We start from the raw sequence: 22,031 nt of genomic DNA on the forward strand, positions 1-22,031 counted from the left end.
CAGCAGATGAACGTACCGAACTCGCCCGGTGTCCTCATCCGCGCGGCCGCCGAGAGCATCTCGGGCCGGCTGGGCGGAGAGGAGGGTCCCGTAGCAGCGCTGCGGTCGGTCGTCCACATGGTCGACAATGACGAAGCCGAACTGGCCGTGGACGACCTCGCGCGAGTGATCGAGTACTACCGCATCCGCATTCTGCGGACGGAATACGACCAGATCGCCGCGGCGGCCGCACAGCTCGATGCGTGGGACTCGCTCACCGAAGTGAGAGTCGATCGCTTCATCGGCGACTGAGACGCCTGTCCGATGATCCGGGCACACCTTGGATGACGGCGGCCTTCGAGACCGTGGTCTCGGAGGCCGCCGTCATCTGTGCGGAGATCATCGAGCGGGCGTGTGCCGTGCCCGTCAGAATGCGGCAATCGCCGGGTACGCAGTTGCCGCCGTCGCCACAGGCTTCTCTCTGAGCTTGACTCGGCCGGCCATGCTCCGACGGCAACGCGGTGTTCGTTCACAGCTCCCACCGTGTAGCAGGTTGGCTGCGCGCCATTGCGGCAAGAACTCGGCGACGTCAGCATGTCTGGGCGAAATCTTCCTCACCCTGCTCATCGGGGCGATCGCCGCCCCAGCTCTCATCCGCCCCGACACTCTGCTGGCCACGGAGAACTTCAGCAAGTTCAACGCTCCCGAACAGTGGCGATTCGACTGGGAGCAGTCCTACACAACGCGACCAATGGTTGGACCTGCTACCCACCACCGGCGGCCTCACCCAACTCCGTCCCGATCAGCTGAACCGGATACTGGACGCGGTCGGGAGCGCCATCACCTCCCTAGGCGGACGCTTCGCAATGAACTACAGCACCCTGGCAGCGAAGAGCGTTACCAACCCAAGCCCGACCAGCACTCGGTGGACCGGTGTTACGAGGCTTGGCTTAGAAGTCGTTGTCGTACCGACCTTGATCGGCGGGTTTTCGCAGCTCAAGCATGATGTCGGGTTGGAGAGGCAGGCTCGGGCCGTCGGGTTGTCTCGTCGGTGGAGGTGCCGGAATGGCGTCGGTCGTGGAGGAGCGGGAGCTGGCCGCGCGGGAGCGCGTGGAGGGGCTGCGGGAGGAGGCGGACCGGGTGCTGACCGCGCTCATTGAGGCGGAGATGGACTGGCAGGAGTGGGTGATCGCCCGACAATACGTGGGCGAGGTCCTCTCCGTGCCGCGAGTCCCGGAGCCCGGCGTGGCCTGCCTGGTCCCAACGGAGGGACTCTCCGCATCGGAGCCAGCACCAGGCCCGGTGGTGGACGCGTCCGCGGCGGCGCCCATGCCGCGGACAGGTCCGATCGTCCCCGTGTGGCGGCCTGCGCTTTCGGCGGACGTGCTCGCCGTGGACTACCAGCGCATCCTCGGCCTGCTGGCGGAACGCCGGTCGGCTGGGGACGGAGTGATGACGTGCCAGGAGATCACCGCGGGACTCGGGCTGGCGCCGGTTCCGGCCTGTGTGGAGGGCGTGCGGTCGAAGATGAAGCGGCTTGCGGACCGCGGTTGGACAAAACAGCGGGCCGCGGGCCGGTTCATGGGTGCTTCTGCATCACGGGGCACGCCGCCTAGTGGGGCAGGCGATGGCCTGCCCGCCCAGCGCACGAAGTGCAACGGCCAGTGGCAGTTCGCCGGAGCTTCGGTGGTTTCGGCGACCTCTGATTTCATTCATGGATCGAAAAGCAATGAACAGGCCTGGCGGGACAGATCCGACCGACGTTCGAACTCCGACGAGCTCAAGTGTCAGTCCGCTTTCTTGAAATTCGATGCTGGTGCAATGGCGGCCGCACTGAACAACTGCCCGAATCCTTCGATGTCCGTGGTAGCAGTCCCCGTGGCACGCAAGGCAGCCCAGAGAAGGGTTTGGTTCGCGGTGAGAACCGGGCGTCGCAAGGTCTGTTCGAGACGTTCCACTGCCCCCACGGCGCGGAGACCGTTACCGCCCACCACCACGGCTTCGGCGTCGTGGGGCGTATGGCCGCTCACCCAATCGTGCAGGTCCCCGGGACGGATCAGGTGCTGTCCGCTGGGCAGTGCACACGGCGCACTGAACACCACAGCGAAGCCCGTGTCCTCGTAGTAGCCCCGACCGAAACGATTCAGTTCGTCATCGAACCAGGGCGGATCGATCAGAGCGATGCGGCGCACGCCCAGGACCCGCAGAGCCCCCACCGTGGCGGCACAGGTGGCGACCACTGGCAGGCCCCGGGCCCGCGCGGAGAGCCGGTCAGCATCGCCGTCTCGCCAGCGGCTCCGATCACATACGCCGAACTGGTGAACGCGAAGGCGAGTACCTGCACCGGAGCGGCAGCGAGCTACTCCGCAGCGTCGTCCACGTACGGCGGTTCGGCGAAGCTCCGCACCGGAGCCAGCGGAATGGTCGGATCCATCACGCCTCCCGCCCGCATCCCACCGAACGGCACCCTCGCACTGTGCAATCCGACGTCCAGCGGCGCCATTGCCCGTAGCTCCGACTCCGGGCCCACGTCGCCCTCGGGGACGAGCACTCCAACACGCACCCGCACATCCCAGCCGTCCGGTCGATACATGCCGCTCGCTCCCTCACCTGCGGACCAGCCCTGCGCCTGCTCCCATCATCGGGTTGACGCACCGACACGCGACCCGAGCCACCCCGTGCGGCCGGCTACCGAGGACGCACCATGGCGCTTCCACCTGAGCAGCACACCTAGATCGTCACGGCGGGCACGCCAGGCACGCCTAGAAGTCACCCCCCAAGCGCGACGCCACAGCATTCGCCTCCCACTGAGCGTCGTGATGCAGCAAACTCAATCCCGGCGGTCTTGGAAAAGCTGAAACTCGCGCTCTGGTCAGCACGAAGGCCCACACCAAGACCGCCGCCCTTCACTCATACGCTCACAGCCGTCACCGCCCGCCGCACTCGGAAGCTGAACGGCCCGCTCGGTCACGCGCCAGGATAGACTGCGCGCTTCCGCATCTCGGCCGGCGTCTGCACAACGGGCGACTGGCAGCACCGGGGGCAGGGCAGGAACGCGGCTGCGCATGCGCAGCCGGGTATGCGCGCCCGCCGCGCCTCCCGTCGTACGACCGATCCGCGATCAGCTCCCTCGCCGCCGCTCCCCGGACCCCGCCGGCATGCGAGCCCCGGTATGGGCCCTCGTCAGAGCGGGGATGGCGGACGCCATGGAGCACCATCTGCAGCAGATCACCGGAGCGATGCGGCCGGGCCCCGTGAACCGGCTGGTCGGCCGCATCTCGAGAAAAGGCCGCCGTTGAGTGCCCGCAGCCGATGGCTTGGGGTCAGCCGCTGCCGCGCCTCACGCGTTGTCCTCGGCTGTGCCGGGGGACAGTAGTTGGCAGCTGTCGAAGTTCATGCACCCGCAGGCGAGGCAGTCGGCAACGGCGTTCCGGAGGGTTTGGGTCTCCTGGATGAACTCGTCCAGCTCGGGGATCTTGCGTGCGGCGAGAGCTCGCCATTGCCGGGTGGCGCCGCGGTCGGGGTCTGTGTGCAGCAACTGGTGGATTTCGGCCAGGGTGAACCTGGCCCGCTGGGCCATTTTGATCAGTGCGATCTGCCGCACCGTGCCAGCCGGATAGACGCGCCGGCCTCCGACCCGTCGGGCGGCCGGCAGAAGGCCGATGCTCTCGTAGTAACGCAAGGCTGAGGGCCGTATCCTCGCCTGCCGCGCAAGGTCCCCGATACCCAGCTCCCGCACTGAACCCCCTTGACTTCAAGCGCGCTTGAACCATCAGTCTGACCGCGTGACTCTCCCACCGCCAACTCGTCTGCTGCCACGGACGTACCAGTCGTTGTTCGCCCATGCCGGGTTCCGGCGGCTCCTGCCGGCTCTGGTGGCCTCAGATGTCGGTGACGGGATGAGTGTGGTCGCCGTGGCGTGGCTGGCCGTTCTGATCGCACCTGCTGGCCAGTCCGGCCTGGTCGTCGGTGCTGCCGTCGCCGCGTATGCCCTTCCTGGGGCTGTCGGAGCACTGGTCTTCGGCCGTTGGCTGCGACGCCTGCCTGCGCAACGGCTGCTGGCCGTGGACGGGTGGCTGCGCGCGTCGCTCCTCGGTTGTGTGCCCTTGGCCTGGGCGATGGGAGCGTTGAACCCGGTTGTCTATGTCGTCCTGCTGGCGGGTTCGTCGGTGCTGCATGCCTGGGGCAGTGCGGGCAAGTACTCCTTGCTGGCCCAGATGCTGCCGCCGGATCAGCGGTTGTCCGCCAACGCGCTGGTCAGCGCGAGCACATCGGCGTCTGTCGTCATCGGTCCCGCACTCGCCGGATTCCTGGCCACAGCCATCAGGCCAGCCTGGATCATCGGCATCGACGCCTTGTCCTTCGCCGTTCTTGCTGTCCAGGTCGGGCGGTTGGGCCGTGCGGCCGAAGGCGTCGCGACGGCTGGGCCGGTCGACACCGGCCGATCGGCCGCCGGTCTTCAATTGTTGCGCCGACAGCCCGAACTTTTTGGTGTCCTCGCACTGACGTGGTTCTTCAACTTCCTCTACGGACCGGTGGAGGTCGCGCTGCCCTTGCATGTCACCGATGATCTCCATTCGGGCGCGGGTCTTCTCGGGCTGTACTGGACTCTGTTCGGGGTGGGTGCCGTCGTCGGTGGCCTGGCCGCCGGCGCCTTGCGCAAGCTCCCGCTCTGGCCGGTCACCCTGGGCATCGTCGCCGGCTGGGGTGTGATGCTCATGCCCTTCGGCCTGGGCGCGCCTGTCGGCGTCTCTCTTTTCTGCTTCGCCCTGGGCGGCGTGATCTACGGCCCCTTCACAGCACTGTCCTACACGCTTTTCCAGGACCGCACGCCGACAGCTTGGCTGACCACGGTCCTGGCTGCTCGAGGTGCCGCCCTTCTCACCGCCTCACCGGTGGGCACCGCGCTCGGCGGTCCCCTTGTAGCAGCCATGGGGCCCCGGCAGGTACTGGCTGCTTCGGGGGCCGCGACCCTTGCCCTTGCGGCCGTCGGTATCGCGGTGCGGCTCTGGGGGAAGGCGCGGGCGGATTCCGGGCTCGATCGAGAGGCCGGTCGGCACTAGTGCCGCATCAGAGAACCTCTGCCTTGTGGTCATGTGACGCGCCGTTCGGACGCTGTAAGTGGTGTGCAACTCGGTGTCATTCGCCATGCATCCTTCGGGCTTCAAAACCGTGTGCGAGCGACCGGGACGGGTCCTTACCCTCCGGTCATGGATCTTCGCGAAGAACTTCCGAGCGACAGAGAGTCCGTGCGGGACATCCACCTGCGGGCGTTCGGTGACCACGGCCTTGTCGTGGCCGACCTGGTCGATACCCTGCGGGGCACGATCACGCCCGCGGACGGTCTCTCCCTGGTCGCTGAGCTGGACGGGCACATCGTCGGGCACGTCATGTTCACCCGCAGTCTGCTCGATGCCCCTCGGCGACTGGTCGAGGTGCATGTGCTCAGCCCGTTGGCCGTCATGCCCGAGCATCACAAGCGCGGTATCGGCTCGGCCCTGGTCCGACACGGGCTGAAGACCCTCGCTGAGCGGGCCGTCCCCCTGGTCTTCCTGGAGGGCGGTCCGGGCTACTACTCCCGCTTCGGCTTCGCGCCCGGTGACGACCAGGGCTTCCGAAAACCATCCCTGCGCATTCCGGATGACGCCTTCCAGGCCCTCAGACTCCCGGAGTACGAGCCATGGATGACCGGGACACTGGTCTACGCAGAGCCGTTCTGGCTGCACGACGCAGTAGGCCTCCGCGACCCCAGCGCATAGCGCCGCGAGAACCTCTGCCCCTGTCGTGACGTGATGCGCCGTGCGGATGCTGGTCCGGACGGCGCGATGTCGCCAGGCCGTCCGGGTGGCGGAACGAGTACGCGTCCGCGAGATCGAGGACGACGAGGGGCAGCGCCTGCTGCGGATCATCCGCAGAGGCACGGGATCGGTGGTGACCTGGCGGCGAGCCCAGATGGTGCTGCCGTCCGCGCAGGGCATGCCCGTTGAGAAGATCGCCGAGGTCACCTTCACCAGCGCGGACCGGGTCCGGGACGTGATCCACAACTTCAACGCCGACGGCTTCGAGGCGCGCTACCCGAAGTACGAAGACGGGCCGGCCCCAGAACGTTCACCCTGCCCGAGCGGCGCGAGATCAAGGAGATCGCCAAGTCCAAGCCGGCCGAGCGAGGCCTGCCGGTTTTCGACCTGGAGTCTGGCCAAGCTCGCTGACTTCCTGGTCGCCGAGGGGGTGGTGGTCGACGACATCAGCCACGACGGCCTGCGGGTCCTGCTCCGCGAGGAGGGCGTGCGTTTCAACGCATAGGGACCTGGAAGACCTTCCGCGACCCGGACCCTTGCGGCGGCGCGGGGCGCGGGCCTCGGGGTCGAACGGGCCCCGGAACCGCGCGGCCCGAGCCGCAGACCCCGGCTGATGCCGACCAAGCAGACCGAGACATCCCATCCGCCCCGGTCCCGGCCCCTCGTCTCCCCCGTCCCTGTCCATCGTCCCCGTCCCTCGTCCTCGTCCTCCCTCGTCCCCGGCCCCGGCCCCGGCCCGGAGATCACACTGCATATCGCGTACAACCGCCGCCCCACCTCGATGGTCTGGCATATGCCATCACCGCACTCCGCGGACCATGGCAGTCCCAATGGCCCGGGACACCGCCCGGTGTCCCCGCATGCACTGGAGAACGCCGCATGCCCACACGCGTACGTATCGCCATGGCCACGGCCGTGACGGCCGCACTGACCGGCCCCCTGCTGACGGTCGGCGGCGGCACCGCCGTCGCCGCGGGTTCCGGTCTGCAGGGCGACTTCAACGGCGACGGCTTCCGTGACGTCGCTGTTTCGGCTCCGGTCGCCGCTGTCGGCGGCAAGGCCCGGGCCGGTCAGATCGCCGTCATGTACGGCTCGGCAAGCGGTCTCAAGGCCACCAGTCGCACTCTCCTCAGCCAGAACTCCACCGGCATCCCGGGCAGCGCCGAGACGAACGACATGTTCGGTGCCGCCACAGCGGCCGGAGACTTCAACGGCGACGGCTACGCCGACCTCGCCGTCGGCACCCCCGGCGAGGACGTCGGCAGTGACGCTGACGGCGGCGCCGTCACCATCGTCTGGGGCACTGCCTCCGGCCTGGCGGGCGGCACCAACGTCGCCGACCCGAACGTCTCGGGCCAGGACAGGTTCGGGCAGTCACTGGCCACGGGCGACTTCGACCCCGACGGCAAGACGGACCTGGCGGCAGGCGGTACGTCCAACAAGGTCTGGATCTTCCGGGGCGCCTTCACCACCTCCGGCGGCAACGGCGGCATTTACTACGCCACGCCGAACATCGTCAAGGCGAGCAACGCCGGGGCCCTGCAGCTGACCACCGGTGACTTCAACGGAGGTGGCGGCGACGACCTGATCGTGGGCGGCTTCGACGCCGACACCAGCTACAGAACCAACGTCCTCATCTACGCCTCGCCCACCGGCACCAAGCTGGAGGACGGCTCGCAGGAGGACCTGGCGCCCGGCATCATCACGGGCACCGGAGACCTCAACGGCGACGGCAAGGACGACATCGTCATGGGCGCGTCCTGGGACGACGGCATCCCCGGAGCCGTCAAGGGCGGCAAGATCAGCATCATCTACGGCAACGACTACAGCTCCTACAAGACCGACTCCATCAGCCAGGACACCGCGGGCGTCCCCAACACCGCCGAGACCGGCGACCGATTCGGCCTCGAAGTGGCCGTCGGAGACATCAACGGCGACGGTTACGCGGACATCGCCGTCGGAGCGCCCGGCGAGAACCTCACCACGACGGGCACCTCGGTGGTCGACACGGGGGCGGTCACCATCCTGTACGGATCCGCCGCCGGCGTCACCACCACCGGCAGCCAGTACCTGCACCAGGACACCGCCGGCGTGCCCGGCGGCAACGAGAAGTCCGACTACTTCGGCGGCGAGGTCTTCCTCTCCGACGTCAACGGCGACAGCAAGGCCGACCTGACCACCGGCGCCACCGGAGAGAACGACTGGAACGGCACCGCCGTCAGCCTCCTCTCCAACGGCACCGCGATCGGCACCGCAGGAGCGGTCTCCTTCGGCCCGTCCACTGTCGGCGTCTCCACCAGCGGTTACCCGGAGTTCGGCAGCATCATGGCCGGCTGACCGGAGGGGGGAGAGCCAGGATGAACGGCGCGGCCGCCTCGCCGGCAACGCGACGGGCACTCCCTCGCGGCGCACGCTCACATGGGCGTACGCGCGCGGATCGTCCAGGAAGGCACCTGTAGATGCGCTCCGGCCGGCCGGGCCCGATGTCCGCCCGGCCGGGTTCAGCGACGAGGGATCAGCCGCACCGAATGTCCCCGGTGCTGAGGCGGTAGGTCACGCCACCCCGGACCAGCGAGCCGCTCAAGTGGATGCAGTGGCCGGTCGCGTCGAACCAGGTGTACAGCGGCCCGGCGTAGTAGTGGTAGTTCTCGGGGTGCTCCGGAGGCGGGTCGGCGGCGTAGTCGCCGCTCTCGTCGTGGAGGTACAGCGTGATGTTCGACGCCAGTCCGTCGTAGGGGCTGGACCAGAACTTCGCGCAGTTGCGCTTGGTCGAAGCGTTCCAGTAGGTGCGCGCGTAGCCGCCCCCGTTGCGCCCGGAGGGGCTCTTGGCCCAGTACGTCTTGCCGTCCCAGCTGCCGCTGCACTCGACGGCCCTGGGCGCAGCGACAGCTGCCCCGGCCGGTGCCGCCTGCGCGGAGGGGGCGGCGACCAGACCGAGCATCAGCGCCATGACACCGAGGCCCAGCAGCTGTGTTCTCCGTAAACGCTTCATCCGTCACTCCTGTGGTGAGATGTCGCTAATCCGGTACATGACAGGTCCCACTCGAAATGCTCTCTTGTCGTGGGTTCGGCGCCTGGCTTTTCACGAAATCTCCGCCGGATTCCATCGGCGGACGGTCAGACCGGCAGCAAAGTCCCAGCCCCAGACCGCGAGAGTGCTCCGCCTCTGCCGTAACTGAGGGGGAGATGCCGCCTCGACAGGTCGCTACGGTGGACCATGCCCGCCCAGGGCTGACGACGAGGACGAGGACCAGGACACCAACGGGAGGGGCGCGCCATGCAGTTGGCCGCTGACAAGGGCGACATCAATACGATCATCGGGGGCATCGCTCCCGACTGGGGGCCCTTCGGGGCTCTCGGTACCGAGGCCAAGACGATGATCCAGGTGGTCATGGCACTCGCCATCCTGATCTGTCTCGCGATCGCCATCTGGGGCGCGGCGAAGCAACGGATCGGCGCCACCGCCCTGCGCGACACGTTCAGCGCCGAGCAGGGCAAGGGCCTGATCGTCGCCGGACTGACCGGCGTTTTCATCATCGGCTCACTCGGCACGGTGTTCACCATCGTCTACGGCATGGCCGTCTAGGGCCTGTTGCGAAAGTGGATCGTCTGTCAGACCTGCCTGGGATGCTCCGAGCATGGAGATGACAGTGCAGCTGACGATCGACTGCTCCGATCCGCAGAAAATGGTGACGTTCTGGGCCGAGGCCCTGGGCTACGTGCCTGAGCCTCCGCCGGGCGGGCACGCCACGTGGCGTGCTTACTGGGCGGCGGTGGGGGTGCCCGAGGCAGAGTTGCCGGCCGGTGCCGGGGATATTCCGGAGTCGATCATCGATCCCTCGGGACGTGGACCGAGGGTGTGGTTCCAGCAGGTTCCGGAGCCGAAGGCCGCCAAGAACCGGTGGCACTTCGACCTGAAGGTCGGTGGGGGCCGTGACGTCCCACTGGACGTCCGCACACAGCGGGTCAAGGCTACGGTGGAACGGCTGGTCAAAGCCGGTGCCACCGTGCAGCGGATCAAAGATGAGCCGAACATGGGGCTCTACGCCGCCGCCATGCAGGACCCCGAGGGCAACGAATTCGACGTCGTCTGAAGGCGGTTGTGACGGTGCTGGTCACAGCCACTCGTTCACGGCTGCGACCAGCACCGTCGCCTCGTAGCGGACAGCGAGTTTGTCATACCGAGTGGCGACGGCCCGGTGGCGCTTGAGGCGGTTGATCCCGCACTCGACCGCGTGCCGCTGCTTGTAGTCGTCCTTGTCGAACTTCGGCGGCCGGCCGCCGCGCGAGCCGCGCTTGAGCCGGTTGCGGACCCGGTCCGCAGGCACCGGGATGGTGGCCTTGATCCCGCGTCTGCGCAGGTAGGAACGGTTGCTGCGGGAGTCGTACGCCTTGTCGGCCCGCACGCGGTCCGGCCGCTTGCGTGGCCTGCCCAGCCCGAGCCGGGGGACCCGGATCGCCTCCAGGACCGGCTCGAACTGCGGGGAGTCACCCCGTTGCCCGGCCGTGATCACCACCGACAGAGGCTTTTGCCCCAAGGCCGGGAAGTTAGGACCTGCGGATTATTAACTCGCCGTCTTGATCTCTGTAGGGATGGTGATGCCTGCCGTGCTGGCGAGGCAGCGGAGGTCGTCGAGGGTGGCGAGGTGCTGGTCGGCGGGTTGAATGGTGTGCCCGGCTGCCTCGAGGAGCTGGCGGATGTCGCGAATGCGCCGGTTGATGGTGAATGGCGTGACGCCGAAGAGGCGGGCGATGGCGACCTGCGGGAGCCCGAGTCGCTGGTGGAGGAGGGTGGCCAGGAGCCGGTCGGCGAGGGTGAGGATGGGGCGGCGGCCGGTGGTGCCGTCGCCTTTGACTCGTGGGCGATGGCCGCGCCGCTTGTCCAGCGCCGTCTCGCGTTGGCTCTCGTGGAGGGTGGTGAGCGTGGTGATCAGGGCTTCCCACTCTGGGGCCGGCATGCCGGTCAGGGTGGGGTGGCAGAGCCAGGCGAGGTCGGGGCTGGGCTGGTCGAAGGGGTCCGGTGCGTCGCTGACCTGGGTGTATGCCTCGGGCCGCAGTGTGTAGTTCCAGTCACCGTGCCATTCGTGGCGGTGCAGGGGCAGGGCATCCAGCTGCCGGTCACTGATCCGGACTCCGGTCTCGTAGGCGCCTGTGTCGAGTTCGGCGTGCACCGTCAGCCCGGTCCGGGTGGTCGTCGCGGCGATGCTGTTCACGATGACTTCGTGGCTGGTCAGCGGCCTGCCGCGCCAGTTCATGGTGATGTGGGAGAACAGCCGGTGCTCCACCTTGTTCCATTTTGAAGTACCTGGCGAGTACCTGGCGGAAAGTGACAGACGGTGATGTCCAGGCCCGTCTGAAGGGCCAGGGCGGCGAGTTCGGCTTTCCAGGCGCGGGTGCGGTAGCCGTTCGAGCCGCCCGCGTCCGCGGTGACCAGCAGCCGCCGCGCGTGCGGATAGGCGCCCCGCCCCTGGCTGTTCCACCAGCGGCGGATGGACTCCACGGCGAACGCTGCAGTGTCGTGGTCGGTGCCGACGCTGACCCATCCGGTGTCCGCGGCCAGATCGTAGATCCCGTACGGGATGGCCTTGCCCAGCTCCGGGTCCGGGAAGTCGTGCGTCCGCACCCGGACCGGTTCGCCCTTGCGGTGCCACTCGCCGCCGGCGTTCTTGTAGTTGCCGACGACTTCCTTCTTCTTGGTGTCGACGCTGACCACCGGGTCCCCGGCAGCCTGATACTCCTTGGCCCGCTCGTTGATGTAGCGGAACTGGCCATCGCGGTCCGGGTGTTGCCTGCCCTCTACGGTCTTGGCGTTGCCCTGGAGACTGAAGCCCTCCTCACGCAGCAGGTCGGCCACGGTCTCCGCCGAGATGCGGTGGCCCTGCCCGGTCAGCTCGGCGGCCAGGTGACGGGTCGACTTCACCGTCCAGCGCAGTGGCGACATCGGATCACCCCGCATGTCCGGCTCGACAAGGGCCAGCAGCGCGGGCCGCAGTCCCGGATCGAGCTCCACCGCACGCTTGCGGCCTCCGCCTTCCCGGCGGGCCCGGCCCAACGGGGCTGCCCCGGACTCCAGTTCAGCAACCCCACGGGAGACGGTGCCCTCACGCACCCCGGCCGCACGGGCCACCACCCGGATCCCGCCATGCCCCAGCGACCGGGCCTCCGCCCCTATGGCCAACCGGCGCTGACGCTCGTCCAAGTGCGGGAACAACGCCTCGAACTTCGCGGCCAGAGCCGCCTCAACCCCCTCCAGCATCCCCATACCACAACAACGACGAGCAACCAGGGAAGCAACGACTTGTTTCTCCGCAGGCCCTTAAGGCTCGGCAGGGTGCTGTCCAGACGTACGCGCGAGCGCGTTGACCTGGGACTGAATGGGGAACGGGACCGCTGGTAGATCTTGGGACGTCCTCGCAAGACAGTCCGAGATCCAGAGCAGAGGTCCCGTTGTCCGGTCAGTGTGCCACCATCACCGTCACTCGTACCAGCACGGTCGCGGAAGGGGTCTATGCCCCGGGGCATCTGGGCGAGTTGACCCAGATCGTGGACTTCGAGCTGGTCGACGCGGTACTGGAGGAGACCGGCCGCACCCAGCAGCGATTACGGGACCTGCCCTCGCGTGTCGGCGTGTACTACCTGCTCGCCCTCGCCCTGTTCCCCGATCACGGCTACCAGGGCGTCTGGCGCCAACTCACCGCCGCTCTCGGCGGCCTGCCGCTGCCACAGGTGTCGACCACCGCGCTGCGCCACCTGCGCCGACGCCTCACGCCCGCCCCGCTCAAGCTCCTGTTCGAGACCCTCGCCGTGCCGCTCGCCCCGCCGACAACCCCGGGCGTGTCGCTGCTGGCGCACCGTCGCCTTCGACGGCTGCTCCTCGATCAAGACACCGGACAGCGACCGCGCCCGGGGATGGCTGGGGAAGATCCGTTACCGGCTGGCCTGGGCCGGCTACCCGACCGTCATGCTGATGACGCTGGTGGAGACCGGCACCCGCGGTCTGCTCGGGGCCTGCTTCGGACCGACCAGCACAGGGGAGACTGCCTACGCCGGCCGGCTGCTGCCCCTGCTGGACGAGCGGCACCTGGTGCTGATCGACCGGGGCTTTGACAGCAACGCGTTCCTGGCCGACGTCGCCGAAACCGGTGCCCAGTTCCTGGCCCGACTGAAGTCCACCCGCCGCCCGAAGCTGTTGCGCATCCTGGAAGACGGCTCCTACCTCGCCCTCCTCGGTGACCTCACCGTCCGGATCATCGAGGCCGACCTGACCCTGCACCTGGCCGACGGCACCCACGTCAGCGGCCGCTACCGCCTGGCCACCACCCTGCTCGACCCGCTCCTCGACCCGGCCGAGCGTCTGATCAGGCTCTACGCGGAAAGATGGGAGATCGAGTCAGCCTACTTCGCTCTGCGCTACACACTGATGAACGGCCGCGTACTGCGCTCACGCGACCGCTTCGGCATCGAACAGGAACTGTGGGCCACCCTCACCGTCTACCAACTGCTACGCATGGCCATGACCGACGCCGCCCACACAGCCGGAGCCGACCCCGACCGCGCCTGTTTCACCCACGCCCTCCAAGCCGCCCGCACCCAGGTCACCCTCGCCGAAGGCCTCACCACTGCCACGCCGGGTGCCATCGACGCCGCCGTCCGCACCAACCTGCTGCCCGTACGCCGCCCCCGCATCAGCGCCCGCAAGGTCAAGTCCCCCATCTCCCGCTACCACTCCTTCAGGGGCCAGGCCCGCCCCACCTCCGCGACCACCGTCGACCGCATCGACATCACCACGCACGAACGCACCACAAACTGCGGCGAGTCGACCTCCCCATCCGCGACCGAACCCACCTGCGACAACGCTCCCCACGACGCTCCCGCGACCGGCGCAGCCAACGACGACACCACCGATCCCAGCGGCCGCTACCAACTCGCCCTCGCCATCATGAACAGCAGGCCCGGCACCCCGTGGCACGCTCGCGACGTCGCCCGCCTGCTCGGCATCACCAACATGAACAGCTTCTGCGTCCAGATGTCCCAATGGTCCCACCGGGGCCTGATCAAGAAAGTCGGACGAGCCGCCTACGCACCCACCGGATGATCCTTAACTTCCCGGTCTTGGCTTTTGCCCCTGCTCGACCGCGAGGTGGATCTTACTGGTCAGTCCGCCGCGGGAGCGTCCGAGACCGTGGTCGGCCGGTTCGACGGACACACCGCCGGGCGGTTCCTTCTGAAGGTCCCCCTTTTCGCCGCCCCGGCGGCGTGCTGGTGGGCCCGGCAGACGGTGGAGTCGACGTTTCACGTCCCAGGTGATCAGGCCCTTGGCATCCGCCTCAGCCTGGAGCTGAGTGAGGATCCGTGCCCAGGTGCCGTACCGCTGCCAGCGCCGGAACACGTCATAGACCCGGTCCCACGGCCCATAACGTTCGGGCACGTCCCGCCAGGGAGCACCGGTCCGGGTCCGCCACCGTATGCCGTCTATCAACTGCCGCCGCGTCCACACCTGCGGCCGACCCGGCTTGATGCCCGTCGGCAGCAACGCCTCAAGCCGGGTCCACAGGCCATCCGTCAGATCACCACGTCCCACGACAGGTGATCATCAACGAACAAGATCCACTTCCGCAACAGCCCCTAGCCGACCCGGACAGCGCGGTCGCCAATCGGCGACTGGTCGCGCCCGACAAACGGGCCCTCGTTCGAGGGTCCGTCCGCAGTGCTCGCGCTGAGGCCCGTACTCATGGCTGGGAGGCACCAGCGACCGTGGAAGCGCTGCGAGTTGGGGCCAGGTCGGTGTGCAGCAGGTGGTGGTCCGAGTACGGGGTGGGTTGCACGCGGTGCTCAACGGGGGCGAAGCCGCGCAGGAAGATGTAGTCGAACTTGCTGTGCCAGTCGGTGGTGAGCGTGCAGGTGCCGGTGGGCGAGGGACGGCACTGGGGGTCTGTATCAGCGGCCAGTGCCCAGATCCGGGCGAGTTCGGGGGCGTCCGGCACGGCGTTGAAGTCGCCGAGAATGATGGCACGGTCGTGCCGGGCGACTTCTGCGGCGAGTACGCGGGTCTGGTCTGCTCGGACTGCCTCTTGGCGCCGGTGGGCGAGGTGCGTGTTGAAGACCCGCACGGACTGGCCGCCCACCGTGGAGTGACTGCCATGTACCCGCGGTCTTCGGATCCGCCGTCGGGGTATTCCACGTTGATCCGGTCGGTCATCGGTGCCGCCGAGAGAACCGCCTGGCCGTAGCCCCCCGGACTCCACGGCACTCCCCCGCAGCGGCCCCAACTCCGAAGAACCGTCCCGTACTCGACGTGGTAGACCAGCCCGTGAAGGCTCGCCAGATAGTCCCGGATTCTCTCGACGTCACGCACGCACGCTTCTTGCAGGCCGATGACCTGGGGTGCGTACGCGGCGATCTCCGCTGCGCGGTCAACGTTGCTTGTCTCGCAGGGGTTGCAGATGTTCCACGTCATGACCCGGTTCGTTGCGACATCCCTGACGGCTTCGACAGCCTGCGGCCTGCCGAAGAGGTCACCACTCGGTGCACTGGGGCCGAGGAGCACCATGCAAGCCACGATCAGGGCGCTCGCGAGCAGCCGCGTGTCCCGTCCGAGCACCCTCGCCTCCTCGATGTGGACGCACATGACAGCTGACATCTGGCATCAGGCATCTGGCATGCACGACGTTGTGGGGCGGGCTGTCAGCAACACCTGCTTCTCACCCATCAGCAGGTCTCGTCCCGCGCCCCTCCCCCGGTCCGACGATAACCCACCCCGCCGCATCCCCGGCGCATCCCCCGGCCCACCGCCCACTGCTGCCCCGGCAGTTGATGCGGCAGTCGGTCCGGCCCGCCAAGCCCGGCGAGCATCCGGCCGGTGACGGCGTCGATCCGTGTGACCGCCGCGCTCGTCACCGCCTGTGGTGGCAGGCGGGTGCACTGCGCCGCGCCAGTGCGCCGAGGCCTTCTTCGACGCCGCCTGGGCGGGCGCCACCGTGCAACTCGCCACCGACCTGCGCCAGCTCCAGGACAAGGCCACCTCCCCCGCGCCGCCAGGGCCACCTTCCATCCCCGTTACCGGCATGGCCGTCGAGGTGGAGCTGGCAATCGAAGTGTGGCTCGGGGTGTCGTCGACATAGCCTTCACCCTGACCTCATTGCAACAGTCAAAGGTGTCAGCGTTGCATTAACTGCAATATCGTTGCAACGATTTAGTAGCCCACACCAGCAGTTATTGCGATTTAGCGCAACGAGACTGTTGCCGCATCCTTGAACGCAACGTAGCGTTTCCGGTATCAGAAACGTCAACGGCAACGACAGCAGCGACGGCAGCTGCAGCTGCAAGAGGAGAGCATCATGCAGAAGTTCGACACCCCCGCCCCCATCTCCGCCGCCCTCGACCTCCCCGCGGGCCGCATCCGGTTCATCGCCGCCGACCGGGCCGACACCACCGTCGAGGTCCTGCCCGCGGATGCCGGCAAGAGCCGCGACGTGAAGGCCGCGGAGCAGGTCCGGGTCGCCTACGAGGGCGGGGTTTTGCGGATCGAGGCCCCGCAGGCGAAGAACCAGTACTTCGGCCCCTCCGGCGCCGTCGAGGTCACCATTCAGCTGCCCGCCGGATCCGGCGTCGAGGTGAAGGCGGCGGCCGCCGAACTCCGGGGCGTGGGACGGCTCGGTGATGTCGCCTTCGAGGGGGCGCAGGGGCCGGTCAAGCTCGACGAGGCCGCGAGCGTCCGGCTGACCCTGCAGGACGGTGACGTCACCCTCGGCCGGCTTTCCGGCCCGGCGGAGATCAGCACCCAGCGGGGCGACATCCGCATCACCGAGGCCGAGCGCGGCGCGGTCGTCCTGCGCACCCGGATGGGCGACATCTCCATCGACGCCGCCCGCGAAGCCTCCGCCTCCCTGGACGCCGGCACCGGCCACGGCCGCATCCACAACACGCTCAAGAACAGCGACGGCGACGCCGCCGGCCTGACCATCCACGCCACCACCGACCACGGCGACATCACCGCCCGCAGCCTGTGAAGAAGCAGCCCCCGTTATGTTTTCCGCGGTCCTGCAAGAGGGCCGCTGGCCTCCGGGCCCGGCATGACTGTGTCCCCCTGTCGAAGTCGATGACCTGGGGGGTGGTGTCACCGGGCTCGGGAGGTGCCGTCGGAGACGCTGATGAGAGGTCCGGCCGCCACCCGGTCCGGCGCAATGCCGGACAGCTCTCGGATGGCAGGTCTGCATAACGTGGATGCGCGAGTACGACACCACTGCCGAGGCCGGCACCGCCAACACCCTTGAAAGGGCGCGATGTTCGACACCGAAGACGTGGGCGTGTTCCTCGGCCTGGACGTCGGCAAGAGTGCCCATCACGGCCACGGAGTCACCCCGGCCGGCAAGAAGGTCTTCGACAAGCAGCTGCCCAACAGCGAGCCGAAGCTGCGGGCCGTGTTCGAAAAGCTGGCCGCGAAGTTCGGCACCGTCCTGGTGATCGTGGACCAGCCCGCCTCGATCGGCGCTCTGCCCCTGACCGTCGCCCGCGATGCCGGCTGCCAGGTCGCCTACCTGCCGGGACTCGCGATGCGCCGGATCGCCGACCTCTACCCGGGCGAGGCCAAGACCGACGCGAAGGACGCCGCGGTTATCGCCGACGCCGCCCGGACGATGCCCCACACCCTGCGCTCGCTGGAACTGACCGACGAGATCACCGCCGAGCTCACTGTCCTGGTCGGCTTCGACCAAGACCTCGCCGCCGAGGCCACCCGCACCTCCAACCGGATACGCGGCCTGCTCACCCAGTTCCACCCCAGCCTGGAACGCGTCCTGGGCCCCCGCCTGGACCACCAGGCCGTCACCTGGCTGCTGGAGCGTCACGGCTCCCCGGCCGCCCTGCGCAAAGCCGGCCGCCGCAGACTCGTCGAACTGATCCGGCCCAAGGCCCCACGCATGGCCCAGCGGCTGATCGACGACGTCTTCGACGCACTGGACGAACAGACCGTCATCGTCCCGGGAACCGGCACCCTCGACATCGTCATCCCCACCCTGGCCGCCTCCCTGGCCACCGTCCACACCCAGCGTCGGGCCCTGGAAGCCCAGATCAACACCCTGCTGGAGGCCCACCCTCTTTCCCCGGTCCTGACGTCGATGCCCGGCGTCGGCGTCAGGACCGCCGCCGTCCTGCTGGTCACCGTCGGCGACGGCGCCAGCTTCCCCACCGCCGCCCACCTGGCCTCCTACGCCGGACTCGCCCCCACCACGAAATCCTCCGGGACCTCCATCCACGGCGAGCACGCACCCCGAGGCGGAAACCGGCAGCTCAAACGGGCCATGTTCCTGTCCGCCTTCGCCTGCATGAACGCCGACCCGGCCTCCCGCACCTACTACGACAAACAACGCGCCCGCGGCAAGACCCACACCCAGGCCCTCCTCCGCCTGGCCCGCCAACGCATCAGCGTCCTGTTCGCCATGCTCCGCGACGGCACCTTCTACGAACCCCGCCTCCCCGAGGGCATCGAACTCGCCGCATGACCCCAGCAGGCCAAACCAGCCCAAACCGAACTCAGGCGCCTTGACGAAAGACATAGAGGCACCCCCCGGAAAGGGAAACCATGACCATCAACCAATCCGCCTGGACCGGCATGGTGCAGGTTGACGACACGGCCCTGGCCGTCACCGACACCGGCGGTCCCGGCATCCCCGTCATCTACCTCAACGGCCAGTTCGCCACTCAGGGATACTGGCGGCGGGTCATCGCCGAACTGGGCACGGGCTGGCGGCACATCACCTACGACGAGCGGGCCCGCGGCAAATCCAAGCGCTCGGCGGACTATTCCTTCGAGGCCGCCGTCCGGGACGTCGATGCCGTCCTCGCCGCCCGGGGCGTGGACCGGGCGCTGCTGGTGGGCTGGTCCTACGGTGCGGTCGTCGCGGCGCACTGGGCCGCCCGCAATACCGACCGTGCCCTGGGCGCGGTCCTGGTCGACGGCGCCTTCCCCCACGACTGGCTCGACGAGGCCATGGAGAAGCGGATCCGGAAGCTGTTCCGGCGGCTGAACTGGTTCATGCCGCTGCTGCGCCCGACGGGCCTGGCCCCGCGGATGACGGCCGGACAGCAGGCGGACAGCAACATCGAGCTCGGCAGGCTCTCCCGCGAGCGCGAGCTGGGCCCCGTGCTGGACAGCATCACCGTCCCCGTGCGGTATGTCGTCGCTTCAGGAACGTCCCTCGGAAGCCGCGACGGGGAGCAAGAACGCATACGCGCCAGCCTCGATACGGTGACCGCCCGCAACCCGAACATCAACATCAGCACGAAGGTCGCCAGCAACCACGGCGCGCTCCTCAAGAAGGACTCCCCCGCCATCGCTGGGGCCGTGCGCGAGATTGCGGCCGCCCACGACCAGGAGGAACGCTGACCTCACGGCAGACAAGCTCACCACCAGCCAAGCCGCCCGGCATGCGCCGACAACACGTTGCCGGTTCTGGTTCCGGCTCCAGCCGGTCGCCGAGTCCCCCTACCCGCGCTGCTCATAGCGCCGCCACTCACGGCCGCCGTCGTGAGAGACCCACAGCCCTTCCCCCTTCACCAGGCCGTACGTCGCCGTCGTCGCATCCGCGATGCCATAGAGCGTGGTGCCGTCGACGGTGAACGACGTGAATCTCACCGGCGTCTTCAGCTCCTGGAACGCCCTGTTGGTTCGGTCGTCGGCAAGCCAGTAGCGGCCGCCTTCCTCACCGACGAGCAGCCGTCCGTCGCTGAGCAGGTGAAGGACCAGCGCCTCGGGGCCGCCTTTCAGGCCCCCGAAGGCAATGCCGCCGCCGAAAACCGTGCGCCAGTGCGCTCCGCCATCCGTCGTCACCAGCAGGCCGCGCACACCCCCGGCCCGGGTCAGGGACAGCGCCGCGCTGCCACCCCGCGCGGCGAGAACACCCCCCGCGTACTGCTTCGGGACAGCCCGGGAGCCAAGGGTTCGACCGTCGCGCTGCCAAACGATGCGGTCGGGGTCTTCCGTCAGGGGCTGTTCCAGGCTCCAGACCGTGCCCCGTTCATCGACGGCCAAGCGGATGGCGTCGTCCGGCACTCCGAACGGGGGCGCCACAGTGCGCGTGGCGGGACGATAGAGGAGGGTCGGCTCCAGTTCGGCGAGCAGGACGTCGCCGGGGCGGGTCCGCAACGGGGTCCCGGTGCTGACGGCCTTGCGCCGCTCGCCGCGCACATCGAGGACGTACGCTCCCCCGGTCCCCTCCCCCGGCGGCACCCGCACAAAGCCGCCGCCCACCCCCCTGAACGCGGCCGGCACCGCCTCCGCGTCCACGTGTTCCGCGTGCTCGGCGACCGTACGGCCGCCGGGGCCGACGATGCGCCAGGCGGAGGCGGCCGGCCCCTCGCCGTCCTCGACATTGCCGGCGTCGTACGTCAGCAGCAGCGAACCGTCACCCGCGACGACCACACCGGAGGGCGCCCCGGCCGCCTCGACGACAGCTCCCGGCCGCGGGTGCGGATCCTCGATGACCCGCCTGTACTCCGCCTCACGGTCCGCGGAGTTCCCGACTCCACCCGCTCCGCCCCGGCCGCAGGTCGTCAGCGCCAGCACCGCACCCGCCACGGCCACGAGCCCGACCGTCCGCCTGCGGTGTTTCCCCAGCCACGCCATGCCACATCTTCACATGAGCGGCGGGCCTCCTACCGAGCACCAAGGCAAGCGCCCCAGACCAGACACCAAGACCTGAGACCAGTCGGGTTGGAAGGCGAAAGACCGCAGCCCAGAGCGCCCCCCACCCGACTGGCTGACAACGGCGTCAGCGCGTCTGCAAGGATCCACGGCCGGAGTCATCCACCGGGCGCGATGCGGCCACGCCAGCCTCCGGACTCACTCCCCCGGTGCTCGATGTAGTCCTTGAAACGCCGCATGTCGCCCTTCACACGCCGGTCGATGGTCCCCAACATGTCCGCCGCCTTCTCCACGGCTCCGGTCGGTTCCACATCCATCACGAGTTCCACCCGGGTGTGGGTTTCGTCCACGCGCTGGAAGCGGACCGTGCCCTTCTGCTGGGTGTCACCACTGGTGGACCGCCAGGTGATCCGCTCGTCAGGGAGCTGGTCGACGATCTCGGTGTCGAACTCACGCCGAACCCCGCCGATCTTCGTGGTCCAGTGATTGCGGCGGTCGTCGAGCTGTGTGACCTCCTCGACACCCTCCATGAAGTTCGGAAACTCCTCGAACTGCGTCCACTGGTTATAGGCGGTGCCGACCGGAACCTCGACCTCCACCGCTTCCTTGACCGTGCTCATATCGGTCCTCCTTTCACGCCGCCCGAGTACCCAGGCACCGCCCGCCTACAAGCACGACCTGTCACCCGTCGCCCGTCAGATCCGCCACACGAACCACCGGGAAGGACTCACGGCCGCGAGGCCTCGGAACACCACGAGGCGGCAAACAGGCTCGGCACGCTCCGCTCCAGCCTCTGGCCGAGGCCCCCACCGGAGCGGGAGCCCGCCAGGATTTCACGCCCGCGCCCCAAGAAGACGGCGCGCCCAGGCCGACGACCGACCGGTGGCCTCGTGGATCCACGCTGTCGGCCGCAACCTCGCAACCTCACCCGGACGCCGTGACCGAGGACCACACCCCGAACCACTGCTCGGCGCCGTACTCCTCGAACCGCTCCACCTCAGTGAACCCCAGCTTCGCCGCGAGGCGCATCGCGCGGTCGTTGGCGGGCTGGGTGCAGAGGACCACCGGCTCGCGGGGAAGCGCGTCGGCGAACCAGTCGAGTGCCGCTGCGCACGCCTCGGCGGCGTACCCGCGCCCCCACGCCTCCGGCAGGAACATATAGCCGAGCTCCGCCTCCCCGGCATCCGGACGGACGTGACCCGGTCGCTCTGCGTCGCGCCGATCGAGCGTGATCATGCCGATCATCGCCCCGTCGAGCTCGATCACGAAAAGGCCAGGACGCCGCCCGGGCACCTCGGGCACCGCGCGCTCGAGTTCATCACGCGGTCGAGAGCCACCGACGTAGGTGCCCACCTTTGGCGAGGCGAACAGCTCGATGAACGCCTCACGGTCCCTGGCTTCGGACTCACGGAGCACGAGCCGTTCGGTCCTGATCGGGGCAGGAGGCCAGACGACGGGTCCAAGCTCAGTCATGGCGGGGAACCTATCGCACGCCCCCCGGGCAGGAGCCTCGGACGGCGAACAGCCACAGCGACAGCGACAACGGCTTCTGCTCAGGCGCGAGATCCACTGATCAGAGGCCACCGGTGCGGGCCACTTCCGGCTCTGCCCGA

At 68.6% G+C, this 22,031-nt stretch carries 21 protein-coding genes and 5 pseudogenes; 15 read left to right on the plus strand and 11 right to left on the minus strand.

Going from position 1 to position 22,031, the window contains the following annotated elements:
- The first annotated feature begins 6 nt into the window (after positions 1 to 6).
- Together ABIE67_RS02970 and ABIE67_RS02975 are read left to right on the plus strand one after the other, a co-directional pair.
- Positions 7 to 291 (plus strand): hypothetical protein, encoded by a 285-nt coding sequence (locus ABIE67_RS02970; protein WP_370252727.1) that lies wholly within the window; start codon positions 7 to 9, stop codon positions 289 to 291.
- Positions 292 to 670: 379 nt separating this feature from the next.
- A pseudogene (locus ABIE67_RS02975) lies at positions 671 to 878 on the plus strand (SAM-dependent methyltransferase); the annotation flags it as partial.
- Between the two features lie 888 nt (positions 879 to 1,766).
- Here ABIE67_RS02975 and ABIE67_RS02980 read toward each other — a convergent pair.
- Together ABIE67_RS02980 and ABIE67_RS02985 are read right to left on the minus strand one after the other, a co-directional pair.
- The gene (locus ABIE67_RS02980) at positions 1,767 to 2,219 is read right to left on the minus strand and encodes a hypothetical protein (protein WP_370252731.1); all 453 of its coding nucleotides are present in this window, start codon (positions 2,217 to 2,219) and stop codon (positions 1,767 to 1,769) included.
- A gap of 119 nt (positions 2,220 to 2,338) precedes the next feature.
- A complete protein-coding gene (locus ABIE67_RS02985; RefSeq protein ID WP_370252736.1) occupies positions 2,339 to 2,572 on the minus strand; it encodes a hypothetical protein in 234 nt (77 codons plus the stop codon).
- Positions 2,573 to 3,044: 472 nt separating this feature from the next.
- On the opposite strand from ABIE67_RS02985, the gene ABIE67_RS02990 reads away from it, so the two are divergent.
- Complete coding sequence (locus tag ABIE67_RS02990) at positions 3,045 to 3,278, plus strand: hypothetical protein (protein ID WP_370252740.1); 234 nt, start codon at positions 3,045 to 3,047, stop codon at positions 3,276 to 3,278.
- A 41-nt stretch (positions 3,279 to 3,319) separates the two neighbouring features.
- On the opposite strand, the gene ABIE67_RS02995 is transcribed toward ABIE67_RS02990, so the two are convergent.
- Positions 3,320 to 3,718, minus strand: a complete 399-nt coding sequence (locus ABIE67_RS02995; protein WP_370252744.1) for a MerR family transcriptional regulator — start codon at positions 3,716 to 3,718, stop codon at positions 3,320 to 3,322.
- Positions 3,719 to 3,764: 46 nt separating this feature from the next.
- Here ABIE67_RS02995 and ABIE67_RS03000 point away from each other — a divergent pair, with 46 nt between their 5' ends.
- From ABIE67_RS03000 to ABIE67_RS03015, 4 genes and pseudogenes are all read left to right on the plus strand, one after another.
- On the plus strand, positions 3,765 to 5,042 hold the full coding sequence (locus tag ABIE67_RS03000; RefSeq protein ID WP_370252749.1) for an MFS transporter: 1,278 nt from the start codon (positions 3,765 to 3,767) through the stop codon (positions 5,040 to 5,042).
- A 147-nt stretch (positions 5,043 to 5,189) separates the two neighbouring features.
- A complete protein-coding gene (locus ABIE67_RS03005) occupies positions 5,190 to 5,738 on the plus strand; it encodes a GNAT family N-acetyltransferase (protein ID WP_370252754.1) in 549 nt (182 codons plus the stop codon).
- Between the two features lie 85 nt (positions 5,739 to 5,823).
- A pseudogene (locus ABIE67_RS03010) lies at positions 5,824 to 6,311 on the plus strand (transposase); the annotation flags it as partial.
- A 345-nt stretch (positions 6,312 to 6,656) separates the two neighbouring features.
- On the plus strand, positions 6,657 to 8,114 hold the full coding sequence (locus tag ABIE67_RS03015) for a hypothetical protein (RefSeq protein WP_370268113.1): 1,458 nt from the start codon (positions 6,657 to 6,659) through the stop codon (positions 8,112 to 8,114).
- A gap of 178 nt (positions 8,115 to 8,292) precedes the next feature.
- Here ABIE67_RS03015 and ABIE67_RS03020 read toward each other — a convergent pair whose 3' ends face one another.
- Entirely contained in the window at positions 8,293 to 8,769 is a 477-nt protein-coding gene (locus ABIE67_RS03020; protein ID WP_370252759.1) for a hypothetical protein, read from the minus strand.
- Between the two features lie 285 nt (positions 8,770 to 9,054).
- Between ABIE67_RS03020 and ABIE67_RS03025 the strand changes: the two genes are divergently transcribed.
- Complete coding sequence (locus ABIE67_RS03025; RefSeq protein ID WP_369275549.1) at positions 9,055 to 9,363, plus strand: hypothetical protein; 309 nt, start codon at positions 9,055 to 9,057, stop codon at positions 9,361 to 9,363.
- Between the two features lie 52 nt (positions 9,364 to 9,415).
- Positions 9,416 to 9,871 (plus strand): VOC family protein, encoded by a 456-nt coding sequence (locus ABIE67_RS03030; RefSeq protein WP_370252767.1) that lies wholly within the window; start codon positions 9,416 to 9,418, stop codon positions 9,869 to 9,871.
- 21 nt (positions 9,872 to 9,892) lie between these two features.
- Here the strand turns inward: ABIE67_RS03030 and ABIE67_RS03035 are convergent, their stop codons facing one another.
- Together ABIE67_RS03035 and ABIE67_RS03040 are read right to left on the minus strand one after the other, a co-directional pair.
- On the minus strand, positions 9,893 to 10,315 hold the full coding sequence (locus tag ABIE67_RS03035; protein ID WP_370252770.1) for a transposase: 423 nt from the start codon (positions 10,313 to 10,315) through the stop codon (positions 9,893 to 9,895).
- Positions 10,316 to 10,342: 27 nt separating this feature from the next.
- Positions 10,343 to 12,033: pseudogene (locus ABIE67_RS03040) on the minus strand (ISAzo13 family transposase).
- Positions 12,034 to 12,320: 287 nt separating this feature from the next.
- On the opposite strand from ABIE67_RS03040, the pseudogene ABIE67_RS03045 reads away from it, so the two are divergent.
- Positions 12,321 to 12,512: pseudogene (locus tag ABIE67_RS03045) on the plus strand (transposase domain-containing protein); the annotation flags it as partial.
- Positions 12,513 to 12,711: 199 nt separating this feature from the next.
- Positions 12,712 to 13,872, plus strand: a complete 1,161-nt coding sequence (locus ABIE67_RS03050) for a transposase (RefSeq protein ID WP_370268115.1) — start codon at positions 12,712 to 12,714, stop codon at positions 13,870 to 13,872.
- Positions 13,873 to 13,875: 3 nt separating this feature from the next.
- Here the strand turns inward: ABIE67_RS03050 and ABIE67_RS03055 are convergent, their stop codons facing one another.
- A complete protein-coding gene (locus ABIE67_RS03055) occupies positions 13,876 to 14,358 on the minus strand; it encodes an IS5 family transposase (RefSeq protein WP_370252773.1) in 483 nt (160 codons plus the stop codon).
- 148 nt (positions 14,359 to 14,506) lie between these two features.
- A pseudogene (locus ABIE67_RS03060) lies at positions 14,507 to 15,405 on the minus strand (endonuclease/exonuclease/phosphatase family protein).
- 277 nt (positions 15,406 to 15,682) lie between these two features.
- Here ABIE67_RS03060 and ABIE67_RS03065 point away from each other — a divergent pair.
- From ABIE67_RS03065 to ABIE67_RS03080, 4 genes are all read left to right on the plus strand, one after another.
- Positions 15,683 to 15,898 (plus strand): hypothetical protein, encoded by a 216-nt coding sequence (locus ABIE67_RS03065; RefSeq protein ID WP_370252775.1) that lies wholly within the window; start codon positions 15,683 to 15,685, stop codon positions 15,896 to 15,898.
- 216 nt (positions 15,899 to 16,114) lie between these two features.
- A complete protein-coding gene (locus ABIE67_RS03070) occupies positions 16,115 to 16,786 on the plus strand; it encodes a DUF4097 family beta strand repeat-containing protein (RefSeq protein ID WP_370252779.1) in 672 nt (223 codons plus the stop codon).
- Between the two features lie 273 nt (positions 16,787 to 17,059).
- The gene (locus tag ABIE67_RS03075; protein ID WP_370252783.1) at positions 17,060 to 18,277 is read left to right on the plus strand and encodes an IS110 family transposase; all 1,218 of its coding nucleotides are present in this window, start codon (positions 17,060 to 17,062) and stop codon (positions 18,275 to 18,277) included.
- 80 nt (positions 18,278 to 18,357) lie between these two features.
- Entirely contained in the window at positions 18,358 to 19,161 is an 804-nt protein-coding gene (locus ABIE67_RS03080) for an alpha/beta fold hydrolase (RefSeq protein WP_370252785.1), read from the plus strand.
- 99 nt (positions 19,162 to 19,260) lie between these two features.
- On the opposite strand, the gene ABIE67_RS03085 is transcribed toward ABIE67_RS03080, so the two are convergent.
- The 3 genes from ABIE67_RS03085 to ABIE67_RS03095 form a co-directional block, all read right to left on the minus strand.
- Positions 19,261 to 20,400: a hypothetical protein gene (locus tag ABIE67_RS03085; RefSeq protein WP_370252787.1), complete on the minus strand. Its 1,140-nt coding sequence runs from the start codon at positions 20,398 to 20,400 to the stop codon at positions 19,261 to 19,263.
- A gap of 176 nt (positions 20,401 to 20,576) precedes the next feature.
- Positions 20,577 to 21,038 carry an SRPBCC family protein gene (locus ABIE67_RS03090; RefSeq protein WP_370252791.1) on the minus strand — a complete coding sequence of 154 codons (462 nt, stop codon included), beginning with the start codon at positions 21,036 to 21,038 and terminating at the stop codon, positions 20,577 to 20,579.
- A gap of 304 nt (positions 21,039 to 21,342) precedes the next feature.
- Positions 21,343 to 21,891 (minus strand): GNAT family N-acetyltransferase, encoded by a 549-nt coding sequence (locus tag ABIE67_RS03095; RefSeq protein ID WP_370252795.1) that lies wholly within the window; start codon positions 21,889 to 21,891, stop codon positions 21,343 to 21,345.
- Between the last annotated feature and the right edge of the window lie 140 nt (positions 21,892 to 22,031).

It is taken from the genome of Streptomyces sp. V4I8 (genome assembly GCF_041261225.1).
GTDB lineage: Bacteria > Actinomycetota > Actinomycetes > Streptomycetales > Streptomycetaceae > Streptomyces.